We start from the raw sequence: 15,347 nt of genomic DNA, 5'->3' as shown, positions 1-15,347 counted from the left end.
CGTCTGCGAGATTCCCCGCTTGCGGCAATTTGACTGGCAAAAGTACAAATAATAGAATAATTATTCAACGAGTGTACGGACTTTATTCTTACCACAAGCCAAAAAATCTTATTAATCAACGGTTATTTCATTTCCAAATCTTTGTCCAATATAAAAATTCAGCCTAATTTAGAGGCGTAATTCTTACTGAATATCAAAAAATACAAACACACTAGGGATAAAATATTTACTTAATCATTCATAATGTAATGTCTAACAGGATTCTATCAGTGCAATATATACTCATACTTGTCCTATTTTTTATTCTAAATAGATCATGCAACCAGACAACGCCTCATAAACACATATTAATCATCCAGTCTTACGAAGCCGGCCTCCCTGCATATAAGAACATGAAAAATATCTTTGCCGAACAATTACGGAAAAGAGACATACATGCAGAGATCCATACCCTTTATCTGGACGGAACCAAGAAAACGGAGAAAAAACAAAAACTGACTATATATGAGGAACTGAACAGGTTATCATCCTGGAATCCGGATATCATCCTGACCTGTGACGATCCGGCCCTGAATGCCTTACTGACCTGCGACCATCCTTCCGTTAAAACGACTCCGATCGTCTTTACCGGAGCGAACTACCCGAACGTGCCATTCATTCAAAAACAGTCCAACATAACAGGCTTCCGTGACAAACCGGATTACAGAACCAATATAGAACTGATAGAACAACTCATAGGAAAATGTATTGTTGTGCGGGTTACCGACGATATCTATGCAGACAAAATCATCCTGGCAGACATGGATGAACAGATCAAAGATATCTGCAAAACAAACAATATCTTCTCCCCGGACAAAATACGCTTATCCGGAAAACGCGGTACCTCCATCTCCAAAAACAAAAAAATAATACCGGACGCCATGTACATAAGCACGATCAACGGAAAATCGACCCGTTCGTTGATCAAAGGGTTAGGCGAGAACTATTATAACAAGGCCTATCTGGCAATCAAAAGAGATTATCTGACTCTCTCTTTGGGACGTTTCAGTTCTTTCCCCGGTTTTCGGTCCTCAACGAAATGGTCGGTTATAATTATGGTGTAATCGGAGGATATGTCACGACACAGCAAGAACAAACAACCCTGGCCGCCAACCGTATTGCCGATATACTGAACGGGGCTCCAGTAAGCAACTTTCCACAAATTACGGAGGCAGGCAAAAAGTACATATTCGATTATAAAATACTCGACCAATGGGGAATCAGTCTCAACAAACTGCCGATAGACAGCGAGATCGTAAATATCCCCTTTTATATCCGTTACCAGTTCTATATTATATGTATAGCAGTTTTGCTGGGAATTATACTGATAATTATTATCATTTACCAGCGAATGTTGTATAAGAGAGAGGCTGCCCATAAAAAAGAGGTACAGGAAAATCTGAAACATGAGAAGGAATTTCTATCTTTCGCTTTGGAGAGCGGTAACATTTTCACATTCCGGTATAAAAACGGAACTTTCTATTTCGACAAAGAGTTTTATCATTATCTGAATATGCCAGAAGAGCCCATCAGTGCGGAACGTTTCAGCAAGGCTATCCACCAGGACGAACAGGCTGATTTCCAATTAAACAGGTATAAGCTGGATCATGGTTTCCCCTCCCGTCAGATAACCAGAAGAAGATATGATTTTAACGGACAAGGTCATCAGTGGTGGGAATTTCGGTATGCCCAGAACACCAACATAAAGACTGCCGGCAATGATTATTCCGTCGAAGTAAACGGCCTCTGCCTTAATATTCAACAAATCAAGGAAACAGAAATCAATCTGACCAAGGCCCTGAAAAAGGCGGAAGAATCCGATAAGATGAAATCGGCCTTCCTGGCCAATATGAGCCATGAGATACGTACACCGCTCAACGCCATCGTCGGCTTCTCCCAACTGCTGAGTTCGGATATGGAACTGGAGCAGGATGAAAAAAATGAGTTTATCGGCCTGATAAACACGAATAACGACTTGCTTCTCAAACTGATCAGCGACATTCTGGACCTGTCGCGCATCGAGTCCGGACAAATATCCTTTACCTATGCAGACTGCGATCTGAATCAATTGGTGGAAGATATCTTCAATACACATCGCGTACTGATGCCTCAGGGAGTAGAATTGCTCAAAGAAGTTCCGGAGATTCCGGCCATTATCAACACAGACCGTTTCAGACTGACCCAGGTAGTTACTAATTTCATTAACAATGCGACAAAATTTACCACTCACGGATATATCAAAGTCAAATACGAATACGACACCGAACATATCCTTCTGTCGGTCGAAGATACGGGAAAAGGTATTCCCAAAGATAAGATAAAGCAGGTATTCGAACGTTTCCAGAAACTGGATGAGTTTGCCAAAGGAACCGGTCTCGGACTGGCAATCAGCCTGAGCATTATAAAAACGTTTAAAGGAACCATCCTGTTGGATTCGGAAGAAGGGAAAGGCAGCAAGTTTACTATCTCGCTACCCTATACTCCTCAATAAAACGCTTATTGGCTTTTGCCTCTTTAGTCCATTCCGGTATAACGGTTTTCAGAAATTCATCTTTGGCAGCCAGTTCTGATTTCATATCCAGACCTATATATTTCTGCGCCTTCTCCTTGGTTGAGATATCGGGCATGGGCACTTCTTGATTATAACCGTGTTTATTCAGTACGTCTTTTATGACCAGGCGTGCTTGCATCGTTTTATACAGGCCATCGCCTAAAATACGTTGTACTTCCTGGGGAGCATGGAAGGCAGCGCCATGGGAAGCGATAGCAAAATCCCAACGCCACTGGGCCTGGCGAAGCAGTTTGAGCACGGGCTCCATCTGGTTATCCGACGCACCTCTATCCCAGGCAAACTTAGCTTCGATATGTGCTTTTACCAACTCTTTTTCCAATTTATTACGCAGTTCCATGGCTTTGTTCTGCCGGGTATATACGTCCTGACGAAGCACTTCCGCACTTTCATGATGACAGGTCTGGCATGTTTTTTCGATCATCGCCAACGGGCTTTGGATATGATGATTATTATATGACCGGAGCTCTTCCTCGACATACGGCATATGGCACTCACCGCAGGAAACGCCCCGGCGGGCATGGATCCCCATCTGAGCCAGTTCAAAATCCGGATGCTGGGCTTTCAACATGGGAGTTCTACTCAGTTTATTGACATAATCGGAAAAACCTATTTTATCGTAGTAGTTCTCAATAGCTTCGACAGTATACCCGGAATCCCAGGGAAGAACAACCTCTTTATTCTCCCCTTTTAAATAATACTCCGCATGGCACTGAGCACAAACAAGCGAACGCATCCTTCGGTCCGAAGCATCTTCAATGGGATCGCCTTCCCGTTTCAGAGCGTCGATCAGGAACTGACGCGGAACACGCAAATCCATACTCTCCGGATCATGACAATCGCCGCAACCGACAGGATTGACCACTTCCGATCCCCAGTCGTACCATTTCTTTTTATAGAACCCATCCGAACCCACTTCGTCTATCAGCCGTGGAACATCCAGGCTTTTACAGGCCCAACAGGAAGCGGGCTGAGGACCATCATTCGCTTTTCGCGGAGCTCCGGTACGCAAACTATGATAAAGATCTTCAATAGCATACATATGTCCTCTCGGAGACAAATAACTTTTTGAAAAACCATAACCCGCCCACAAGATTACCATTTCGGGCCGCATAGCCAGAATGTCTTCGGCCTGATTACCGTTATACAAACTTTTGAAAGTCGTATCCGCCGTATTTTTCCAACTCTTATATTCGTAGGAATTCGATAAATCCAGTTCATTGGTTTGAAAAAGATCTTCCGTTCCTCCGTTTTCCACTTCATCGATAAATATGATTTCTCCCCTATTTACATAAGAATATCCTGTAGTCACGATTAAAATGGCTATAACAGTTGCGAGCAGCAACACTTTTAAATACCCTACACCTAGTGTTTTTTTCATCAGATATAATTTGCTTATATAAAATCCATATGCAAATAGCTTTAATAAGCTTTGATTTTTGAGCTGTTTGATTTAGATCACAAATGTAGTAAAAAGATATTATGGACCAAGAGAATTTTGATAACTATAAAATAAAGCTGTATTTTTGCAGCATAAATAAATGAACCTCTATGCGTATCGACATACTGACCGTACTTCCGGAAATGATCAATGGAATGATTAATTGCTCCATCGTAAAAAGAGCACAGGACAAGGGACTGGCTGAAATCCATTTACATAACCTGCGTGACTACACGACCAACAAATGGCGGCGTGTGGATGATTATCCTTTCGGCGGTGAGGCCGGGATGGTGATGCAGATCGAACCGATCGACCGGGCTATCTCCGCTTTGAAAAGCGAACGGGAGTATGACGAGGTTATTTACACCTCTCCCGACGGGGAAACATTCAACCAACCGATAGCAAACAGCATGTCCCTGCTCAATAACATGATCATTCTATGCGGCCATTATAAAGGGATCGACTACCGTATCCGTGAACATCTGATCACCCGGGAAATATCCGTAGGCGACTATGTCCTGACAGGCGGCGAACTGGCTGCCGCTATTATTACCGATGCGGTTGTCCGCCTGATACCCGGAGCCATCGGTGACGAACAGAGTGCCCTCTCCGATTCTTTCCAGGATAACCTGCTGGCTCCGCCGGTCTATACACGCCCGGCTGATTATAACGGTTGGAAAGTTCCGGATGTGCTTCTCTCCGGCCACCAGCGTAAGATCGACGAATGGCGGTTGCAGCAGGCACAGGAACGGACGGCACGGCTACGGCCGGATTTGCTGAAAGGGGAATAAACCGAAACAACTTTTTTGACAAAATAACACCCTACCAGGTATTTTATAAACATATTGATATGTTAAAAAATATTACCCGGTAGGGTATTTTATTTTACCCGGTATATTAATCCGATTTACCCGGTAGAGTAGTGTCATTTTGATAGTTGTCTATTTTAGCAAAATACTCAAATCACTATTCTTTTGTCGCGCCATCAATTGCGCTATATATAAGGAACGGGGAAATAGATTGATCTCATTCTGTCCTTCCCAGATGCCATCCGGGCGATCGGTAAAATGACCGGGATACTTCTTACCTTTCAGTCCTATGCAATAATTATGTCCCGAAGTCCACGGGTTCTGTACGGCAGCACGGTTCACCCGGCAATTCCACAATACCTGCGTCACGCCTGCCCAGCCATGTCCGCTTCCCATCTGGCCACGGTCCTGTACGTTTATTTCGCCATCGGTGACGATATTGTCATATAATGTGCCGACAGACCAACGGTGGTGCGGACCTATATCGGCAAACGTCTGCGAAGCCGTGCAATTATAAAAGACATTCGGACCGCATACCTGTGCACCGGTTACATAATCATGACGGCCTTCCGTCGCCTGGCAGTTCATAAAGAGATTCTGCTGTCCCCAGTTATTGAAGGAATAACGATAGCCTCCGGTAATAAGGGACTTTGCTTCCAGGCAACGACAATCCACAACAGAAACGTTTTTGGCAAAACGTTCGCAACTGACAGCCGAGTAGCCGAAATAACGGGCCGTGATGTTCCGCACCCAACAGTTTTCCGCCTTATCCAGTCCAACGGCAATCCAACCGTGTTCCAGGTCTTCATAATCTTCAAACTCGGATTCAAAGCAGATATCCGATATACCGACCTCACTGATACGTCCGTCGAACGTATATTTATAGACTTCGCCGCCTCCAAACTTCTTATCCATCTGCATCACGACAGGGTTGTCGATAAAAAGACGGTTCCCTTCGATCTTCGTGATCTGACGCTCGAAAGCCAGGTTATATTCCTGCGGCGTCCATTGGCGTGTACCTTTCCGTTCCACGATCTGATCCATCTTAATGGCATGGATCCATTCCCGGGTACCGGGACGGTAAACGATCACCCGGTCGCCCACCTTAAAACCTTTTGTCGACGAAACCCGGAATGAATGGGTACCGACCGGCACGAAATCGTCTGTTATCTTCACCCGTGTATTCGGTATTTCCTTCATCGAACCGGCACCTTCCACCCGGATCAAAGTACGACGCTCTTTACCGGTAGCGATCAGACGGGTTTCATTGATATTATCGCCTTCTCCCATCAACACTATACCACCGGTGTTTATCACGACAGAACCTGCAATCCTGTAAACGCCCCGTTTTAAAAGGATCGTCCCCCGATAGCCGTTTTCATCCGGCTGCCTGCGGGATATTTCATCAATAGCCTCTTGTATCAAGGCTCCGCTATCCCCTTCTTTTACCGGAGAAACGACTTTAACAACCGGATATCGAGGAATACTTTTATTGCCATGATGATAGCCTACCCGGCTGAAATCAGGTATGGTATTGCCGTCTTTATCGGGAATATAAGTCAGAATACCTTCCTCACTGATCCTGACCAGCGAAGACTGCCAGGCCGGCGGCAGCTTCGTCTGTGCATGGCTACAAACGAAAGCTGCTCCGGCCACTAGTCCGATTATGATTTGTTTAAATGCGCTCATTCGATACTTAATCTTCAATGATTACACGGAAACCTACATTATGCACTTTCTGCCAGGGCAGATAAGATTTACGGTAATAGGCTGTCGAAGTTTTCGGATGATCGGTCCAGGAACCGCCGCGTACCACTTTTTCGGTTCCGTTACCTTGTGCCTTCTCGTTATAAGGATAAGGCAGATAGTCGGAACGTGTCCATTCGGCGATATTACCCTGCATATCATACAATCCCCAGGGGTTAGCCTGATAACCACCACCTTTCACCATCAGCATATTGCCGTCGTCGACATTATTGTCTTTCGGCTGGTATGTGTAGTATTTGTACCAGGGATCACCCGGGCTCATCGGTTGCGGGTTCACACCTCTTACCGCCAGCTTGTTCAGTTGTTTGTCACCCATATTTTCATAGGTGGCAAAATCGGTATTCAGCGCCCCGTACCAGAAATCGGATTCACTACCGGCACGACAGGCCCACTCCCACTGCATTTCGGTCGGCAAAGTCACTTTCAAACCGGTTTTCTCACTCAGTTTCTCACAGAAGGCCATCGCCTCTTCCCAACTGACACGGATGGCGGGTTGTTCCGGATTGTTGGCCGGATACCCCTGGTGCACATGATCCTTCCAAAGTTGGTTCACGAAACGGCTGTTATGATCGGGGAAAATCGTACGGAATTGTTCGTTACTCACCTCTATCTCCGCCATCCAGAATGCCTTTTTCACCTCCTGTTTGCTGGCCGGAGAGTAATCGGAATGTCCCTTGTTACTTCCCATCACAAACTTTCCGGCCGGGATGCGTACAAAGTTCATCACGATGCCCGGAGCCAGCTCGATGCTCTTCTTTGTCTCCTGTTCCTTTGCCAGCATGCTCTTAGCGATTGTTGCATCAAACGGCCAGCCTTTCACATTCACTTCTTTATCTTTATATTCCCTGCGTTCCGGTTTTACGGGAGACGGCTTCGGCTGTTTGTCCAGATAATCGGCATAGGCACGGATCTCCGACTGCCAGTCTACACCGGAACCGGCATATTTCTCCGTCAACTCCGTACGACGGCTGATCTGTTCCACTCCCTTAAAGATATTTGCTTTAAATTTACTATGATAAGGAGCATTAAAGTCAATCCAGTTATAAAGCGTTTTCCATTCCTTATCGGTCAGTTCAACACCATGATGTCCGGTTTTCAACATTTTGATCAGCTGGCTGGTCGAGGCATGATATTCGTACGGATTCAAGACTTCGATCTCCGCTTCCGGTCCCTGGCGGTGGATATACGGATGAAGATTCAGATAACTTTTGCCAAATCCGGTAAAATCATCGATACGGCCACCGGTAAAATCGGCCAGTTTATTGGAACCGTCATGGCAGGCGATGCAGGCACGGTCCAGCACCGGCTGTACTTCCAGTTCGAACGTGAACGGACGCTGTCCGCCTTCCGGCAATGCGATCGCATGCGGTTTGATAGTCGAAGCGACCACACGTTTCGGGATAGGTATCTGATTCTGGTCTTCGTGGCAACCGATACAGGAGACGGTTTCTCCCGGCATTCCGGTCAGCCAGCTACGCATCCACTGCACGGCACGTCCGCACGAATCCAGCGGCTGAAGCGAGATCGGCGTATTGGCAGGAATAGTGAACAATGCGGAACCATCCTCTTCGACCGGCACCGTGCCCAACAGGCGTTTGATATCCCATCCGCTCTGAACACCCTGTGCCCAATGGTCGGACGGAGTTTTATTATAAGCATATTCGTAAGACAACACACGGAATGCTTTCACCGTACCACGGGGTACGCCCTTCAAACCTTCACCTTCGTAAATATCCTGGATAAAGACAGTCGCCTCCTTCGTGCCCGGTTTCGTACGGTCGGGAATAATGGGGGGAACCGGAGTTTTCTTTACCGGTATCGGGTGGATCAATCCTTCACCTTCATACTCGGCAATCAGCGTCAGATTATCATACACGTCTACCAGATAAATGCCCCATAAAGCATTCGGATTCAATTTGGCGGCAACCAGATAATATTTATCGTTCAACGGATAAGGCTTGATAAACTGAGGCCAGACACCATCCACCAGCCGGTCTTTCACGATCGGTTCGATCTTGCGGTCGCGGAATGGCAGTTCCTGCACCATTCCCAGTTCCGACTTGCGGCCTTTGGAGGGATCGAACAGGATCAGACGGCCGGAACGGGCAACGCCATGGTGTCCGGAGATGATTCCGACAAAACCGGATGCCTGTCCGGGTATCGGCTTCGCATCGAATGTGCTGTTCGGAAAATAAGAGCCGCTGCCGTAAAGTGCTTTCTGCTCGGTTCCGTCAGGATTCATATGCATCACAAAGCGGGAGAAATAGTGTGTCAGGTCGGTGTACTCCCAACGGGTGTACATCACCTTGCCATTGTGCATGATGACCGGCGACCAGTTGGCATCCTGGTCGAACGTCAGACGACGCAGGGAACGGTCTTCCGGATTATAAAGCACCATATTACCGACCTCATCATTCCCGTTTACGCAAGGAACACCGTTGTAACCGATATTGGATACGGCAATGATCTTTCCCGAGGCAACCAGGTCGCATCAAAGAACTCAAGGTCTTTCTCGGGCGATTCAATCAGTTTTTTCAAACCTTTCCCGTCTAGTCCCACTTCGAAAACCTGCCAGCGCTTGTCGGTGTCGATCATGGAAAACATCACACGGTCGGCATCCCAATGCAGTTTCAGGTCGGGAACGGACGAACCGTTATCCGGCTTGAAGATGGTACGTGACTGAATGTCGCCGCGAAGATTCGATAGTTCGACGATCTCCGCATCGAATCCGCCACGCGGGGCGGAAGTCTGGTTCGACCAGTTATTATTCTGTGTTCCCAGCGAACGGGGATTGACCTGGCGGGCAGAGGTACCGATATGGTAACGGCCCACGATCAGTTTATCCATATCCAGTTCCGGATTGGCCAGCAGTATTTCCCGTTTTAACTGTAAAGCCTGCCGGGCATCTTTTATTGTATTTTCATCGTTTGAATAGATACCGGCAAAACCTTTGCCTACCAATCCTTTTAAGGTAGACAATCTGGATTGGTTTACGGCCTGGTCAAACGACTTACTGCGTTTCATATCATTGAAAGCCTCTTCAATGGCCCGCATATTAAGCCAGCTCAGCGACTCCTGCAATTCGTATACCTTCATGGCATCCTGCGCAATATTCAGGTATGTCACCACTTGTTTATCCAGCTCCTTCTCCTGACCGGCAGCAGCGATACGGGCTGTAAAATATTTTTTATCCGCCAGCAGGTCTACGACCGATTCGGCGATATGTTTTTCTATGGTAGCATCATAGGTTGTCACCAGGGCTTTCATGTCGCTTCCGGCAAACGGAAGGAATTGTGCCGATTCAGACGGATAGCCGGCAATAATATCTTCGGATAACTCTTTGCCCGTTATCCCCTGCAAGCGAAAAATAGCGGTCCCTGCGGAGGAACGGTTTTCCAATCCGATTTCCGCTTCAAAACGGACATATTTTTTATCCAGCGGAACGACGATCTGTGAGTTGGCATTCGCTATAATCGTCCGTTCGTATGTTTTCCCTTTCATAATGACCGGAACGCCTTTGGCATTGGCGTTAAAGACCGGGCGGCCTGTACCGGTATCCTTAAAAGTATCTTTCAGATCGTTCAGCCAGACGGAAGAACCGTCGGCCGCGATCAATCGGGCATTTGCCCATACAGCCTGGTCGTCGGCAGTTCCGTCGACCGTACCCCAGGTATAAAGTACCATTTCATCCAGTCCGGTCACATCGGCGGTAAACATTTCGGCAGCTTGTTTCGCCTTAATTACCTTTGAAGAAACCGGAAGGCTGTTCATTTTCATCTGTTCGTAAGCATTCTGCTTGGCAACGGCAATTTTCTCAGACCAGGAAGCAGGCGTGTTACCCTGCTTTTTCTGCTTTTGAGGAAAAGCGGAAAGCGAAAAGGCCAGGCAGGCTGATAAAACAATTAAACTCTTTTTCATGATATCTATCTCTTATATTTTACGATTTGCGGCATTACCGGTTTTATGAAATAAATCCCTGCTGCTGGTGGCAGTGTCCCACTAAAATCGGAAAGGAAGCCCCGCTTTTAACAGCGGGGCTTCTCACCCATACTTAAATTATTATCGAACGATTAATAGTTCGGATTCTGGATCAATACGCCGTTGGAGAAGTCGATCTGATCCTGTGGCAACGGGAAGTATTCATGCGCCTTAGACCAGGCTGTTACATGTCCCGCCAACAATGGATCGAGTTCAAGGCCATTCAGCTTATCCATGATTTTCCAACGTTTCATATCATAGTAACGGATCAACTCAAAGGGAGTTTCCACACGACGTTCATGACGGATCTTTTCACGCAACTGATCCTGTGTCAGATTGGCGGCCAGATCTTCCAGTCCGGCACGGTTGCGTATCTGGTTCACCATTTCCGTTGCACCGGCTATACCCAGTTCATTGGCAGCTTCAGCTTTCAAGAGTAATAATTCACCCCAACGAAGGAAGACCCAGTCCTGTTCACTACGTGTACTAGCCTGCCACATATCACCATCTTTCATCAACGGAGTCAACCATTTTACCATAGCCTTCTTCAAATCGCTTCTGTTTAAAGATACAATTTCGCCTCCCGGCCACTGATATTTATCATCGAAAGCAACGATCTGTCCCAACCGGTTATCACCTTCCTCATAATCATTGGTCAGGTTTGCAACCGGACGTACTCCGGAGTAATTGCCGTATATATGATCGAAATTATTATAATTGTTCGGAGCCAGAAACTTGATAGAGAAAACAATCTCCGGACTGGCTTCCTGTGCATCATAAGTAAAATTGTCGGCATAACGATCGGCTAATGAGTATCCTTTGATTTCATTCAACAAATTGTATGCTTCCTGCACTTCGTTACGATTAGCGACCTTACCGTCTTCGCCAAAGGCATGGAACATCAGAAGACGTGCCTTTAACCCCTGGGCAGCCCCTTTGGTTGCATGTCCGCCGGCACCCTTGAATGTCTTGTCGTCCATTTTATCGATAGCAGCCTGCAAATCAGTGATCAGATTATTGTAAACTGTTTCCAAAGATTCTTTCGGCATATTCTGAATTGTAAGATCCAGCGGTTCTGTCGGATACGGAACCTCACCATAACACAGATAAAGCAGATAATAGCAGTAAGAACGTAAGAAAAGCGCCTCCCCTTCATACTGGTTACGGACACTATTCATATCTCCGCCCTGATAATTCTTCAACTGATATAAGAAGATATTCAGACGGGTGATAGCTTCGTAGGCTTCCTTATAAAGTTCCGGAACGAAACCCGTCATAGACGGATCTATATTATCCGCCTGGATCAGGTCTGTTTTATACACATAGCTGGAACCGGAACTACCGTACCCATTATCTGTCAGACAGTCATAAACAACCATCCCATACGATAACGTTTTAGCCTGCATACCCTGATAACAACCGGTCAATGCGGAATCAAAATCTGATTTTGATTGCCAGAAAATACTTTCTGACGGAGAAGTTGTCGGTGGCGTATCTAAAATATCAGAACAGGATGATACAGTCATCATGCCGGCAACCAATAGTGAAATATATGATAGTTTATTCATTTTCATAACTATTTTACAATTAAATTAGAATTCAAGATTTACACCGAATGAAATGATACGGTTCTGTGGATAATAAACCAAACGTGTACCCTTTGTGGAATTATAATTACGCTCCGGATCACCACCCTGCGGGAATTTAGTTATTGTCAACAAATTATCACCAGAGAAGTAAAAACGCAGACGTTCGATCTTCGCTTTGCTTGTCAGTGCTTTCGGCAATGTGTAACCGAATGTCAGATTTTTCAAACGGAAATAAGAAGCATTGTACAACCAGTAGGTACTTTCACGCTGGTTCTTTGCACCACCTAAATCTGCGAAATACAAACGCGGATATTTGGCATCTCTATGATCTTCCGTCCACATATTGTCAATATAGTCTTGTGAGATCGGTGTTCCCTGATAAAACGGACGCAATCCCCAGCCACTGGCATAATGTTTTACTCCCTGTACACCTTGTCCCATCAAAGAGAGGTCGAAACCTTTCCAGCTAGCACCCAGGTTCACGGAATACTCAAAATCAGGGAAGCGGCCATCAAGTACTTTACGGTCGTTTTCATCGACAATACCGTCAGGTACTCCATTCGGACCACTGATATCGGCATATTTAATATCACCCGGCAATGTCTTATCATTAAATTGTTTGGGAGAATTGGTCACATCTGCTTCATCCCTGAAAATGCCGATTGCTTCATAACCATAGAACGATCCGTAAGGCAGACCTTCTTTATAAATCAATCCCTTAGAAGAATCCACATAATCGGCGCCGTATTTCGTCAATTCATTTCTAGTGCGATCAAAGAATACACCAGCATTATAACTCAATCCTTTGAATATGCCTTCCCGGATATACCCATTATAAGCCAGTGATATTTCAATACCTTTATTTACCATTTCACCAGCATTGACAAACGGAGCTTTCAACCCCAGTAATGAATTGCTCTGTGCCTCACGAAGAATATCGTATGTTCTTTTCTTATACCAGTCAAAAGTAATATTGAAACCGTTGAAAGCTGTGATATCGATACCGAAGTCGCCAATAGCCGTAGATTCCCATTTCAAATCACGGTTGGTAAGAGCTGTCTGTGCAACACCGGCACCTAAATTTGTGTTGTCGAAACTATAATCCTTACCTGTTGTAACCAATGCATAATAAGAATAAAGATCGACATTCTGGTTACCCAGGATACCCCATGAACCACGCAACTTCAAACTATTCAGCCATTCCCAGTTAAGATCCTTCATCCATTCTTCTTCAGTCATACGCCATCCCAAAGAGAAGGAAGGGAATATACCCCAGCGAGATTCGGATGAAATACGTGAAGAACCGTCGTAACGGGCATTCACTTCCAACAAATAGCGTTGTTTGAAAGCATAGTTGGCACGGAAGAAAGCAGACATAATGCCCCATTCTTCTGATTTACCTTTGTTAGTCTGTACAGAAGAAATACCTGTATTCAGTTCATGCAAGGGGAAGTCATAATTCTGACGGTAACCTTCCAGATTATCCATTTTATAATATTCCAGATTGTAACCTGCCATAAAAGAGAAGTCATGTTCTTTATTCGGAGTAGCCAGTCATATTTCAAATAAGTATATAAGTTATAATAAGAGCTGTTTTCCATTGTACTGGTCAAACCGGTTCCGTTTGTATTCAATGTACCGTTCTGTGTGCCGTCATGGTAATAATAAACCGGTGTTGGCAATGCTCCCCAATTCTTTATATGTTGTTGTTTGTAACGCATAGCACCTTTGGTATACCAACTCAAACCCTTGATCGGACTCACTTCCAGCCAAGCCTGTGCGTTTACATCAGTATTTACATAATTCTTGAAGTTTTCCGTTTCAGTAATAGCGACCATGTTTTTATTATTACTTTCAAAGGTAAATGCCTTCATCGTGTAACGCTTAATACCTGTACCATCATCCGGCAACCAGGGCATATAAGTCGGAGCCTGCGAAATAGTTGACAAATAAGCATCCGTATCACCCTGGCGTGTTTCCTGACGATTGCTGCGGCTGCCGGTAAAATACATTCCGAAACGTATCCAATCATTTACCTGTGAAGTCAGATCCAACGTTGCATTGTAACGCTTGAATTCCTGCCCTTTCATGGTACCAGGCTGATTGATCATGCTTAAAGAAGCATTGTAAGAAGTTTTACCGGTAGTACCGGCTACACTCAGGTTGTGCTGCTGAACAAAAGCAGGATCAAACATATAATCCAGCCAGTTGAAGCTAGGATATTTAGTCGGGTCGGACGGATTGGTATAATTCGCAATCATCTCATCCGAATAACGGTCAGTTGCCGGAGCACCGGAGTTATCCTTTGCCATATTGAAATATTTCATATAGGTAGGAGAATCCCAAATCACATCCAACAGATTTGTCGGATTGTGGACTGCAAAGTTTCCATTATAACGAACAGAAATACGGTCTTTTGTTTCCGAACCATTCTTGGTTGTAATCAAAATCACACCGTTTGCAGCACGTGAACCATAAATAGAAGCCGAAGCTGCATCCTTCAACACAGAAACACTTTCAATAATGTTCGGGTCGAGGGAGGCGAGGTCTCCCTCGACACCGTTAATCAGGATTAACGGATCGGAACCGGTACCGGAATAAGTACCCTGACCACGTACACGGATCTGAACTGATTCATTACCCGGTTGTCCCTTGTCGGAAGTGATACGCAAACCCGGCATCTGGCCTTGCAACATAGTAGATGTATTGGCTACCGGACGTTTGGCAATTTCTTCTCCCGTCACAGCAGAAACGGCACCGGTCAGGTTCACCTTCTTCTGCGTACCGTAACCTACTACGACTACTTCATCCAAATTCTGGGTATCTTCATGGAGAGTAATTTTCAGGCGGGCATTACTTGTTACTTTTATTTCCTGGTCTTTATAACCAAGATACTTTACCAATAAAACATCGCCGGTTTTAGCCGGGACAGTGAAGTTCCCTTCTACATCTGTAATAATACCTGTGGTTGTTCCTTTCACTAGTACAGATACCCCGATCATCGGGTCTCCGAATTCATCCAGAACGATTCCGGAGATAGTCTGTGTTTGCGCGAACAAACTTAGACTTGAGTTAAACGCCACCATTAATAATAATAATCGCCAAAACGATTGAGTGGCCCTTTTGATTTCTTTTTTCATTTAATCATGGATTTA

General features: G+C 45.4%; 7 protein-coding genes and 2 pseudogenes. 3 read left to right on the top strand and 6 right to left on the bottom strand.

Going from position 1 to position 15,347, the window contains the following annotated elements; all coding sequences use genetic code 11:
• The first annotated feature begins 392 nt into the window (after positions 1-392).
• Both DXA15_RS27960 and DXA15_RS27955 read left to right on the top strand, forming a co-directional pair.
• Positions 393-1,103 carry a hypothetical protein gene (locus tag DXA15_RS27960; RefSeq protein ID WP_369683063.1) on the top strand — a complete coding sequence of 237 codons (711 nt, stop codon included), beginning with the start codon at positions 393-395 and terminating at the stop codon, positions 1,101-1,103.
• On the top strand, positions 1,079-2,530 hold the full coding sequence (locus tag DXA15_RS27955) for an ATP-binding protein (protein WP_369683062.1): 1,452 nt from the start codon (positions 1,079-1,081) through the stop codon (positions 2,528-2,530). Before DXA15_RS27960 ends, DXA15_RS27955 begins: the two co-directional genes overlap by 25 nt.
• On the opposite strand, the pseudogene nrfA reads toward DXA15_RS27955, so the two are convergent.
• Positions 2,502-3,803: pseudogene (gene nrfA, locus DXA15_RS10720) on the bottom strand (ammonia-forming cytochrome c nitrite reductase); the annotation flags it as partial. The gene DXA15_RS27955 and the pseudogene nrfA sit on opposite strands and share 29 nt — an antisense overlap.
• A gap of 356 nt (positions 3,804-4,159) precedes the next feature.
• Between nrfA and trmD the strand changes: the two are divergent.
• On the top strand, positions 4,160-4,840 hold the full coding sequence (gene trmD / locus DXA15_RS10715) for a tRNA (guanosine(37)-N1)-methyltransferase TrmD (RefSeq protein WP_128134010.1): 681 nt from the start codon (positions 4,160-4,162) through the stop codon (positions 4,838-4,840).
• Between the two features lie 150 nt (positions 4,841-4,990).
• Here the strand turns inward: trmD and DXA15_RS10710 are convergent, their stop codons facing one another.
• From DXA15_RS10710 to DXA15_RS27590, 5 genes and pseudogenes are all read right to left on the bottom strand, one after another.
• Entirely contained in the window at positions 4,991-6,547 is a 1,557-nt protein-coding gene (locus tag DXA15_RS10710) for a hypothetical protein (protein ID WP_128134009.1), read from the bottom strand.
• A 7-nt stretch (positions 6,548-6,554) separates the two neighbouring features.
• Positions 6,555-10,543 (bottom strand): annotated as a pseudogene (locus DXA15_RS10705) (SUMF1/EgtB/PvdO family nonheme iron enzyme).
• 152 nt (positions 10,544-10,695) lie between these two features.
• The gene (locus DXA15_RS10700) at positions 10,696-12,171 is read right to left on the bottom strand and encodes a RagB/SusD family nutrient uptake outer membrane protein (protein ID WP_007652790.1); all 1,476 of its coding nucleotides are present in this window, start codon (positions 12,169-12,171) and stop codon (positions 10,696-10,698) included.
• 24 nt (positions 12,172-12,195) lie between these two features.
• Entirely contained in the window at positions 12,196-13,710 is a 1,515-nt protein-coding gene (locus DXA15_RS27595; protein ID WP_255419949.1) for a SusC/RagA family TonB-linked outer membrane protein, read from the bottom strand.
• A complete protein-coding gene (locus DXA15_RS27590) occupies positions 13,626-15,332 on the bottom strand; it encodes a SusC/RagA family TonB-linked outer membrane protein (RefSeq protein WP_255419948.1) in 1,707 nt (568 codons plus the stop codon). The genes DXA15_RS27595 and DXA15_RS27590 overlap by 85 nt, the downstream gene beginning before the upstream one ends.
• Positions 15,333-15,347: the final 15 nt, after the last annotated feature.

The organism is Parabacteroides sp. AM58-2XD (assembly GCF_003463685.1).
GTDB classification, from domain to species: Bacteria; Bacteroidota; Bacteroidia; order Bacteroidales; family Tannerellaceae; genus Parabacteroides; species Parabacteroides segnis.
This window is presented reverse-complemented; position numbering and strand designations above follow the sequence as displayed.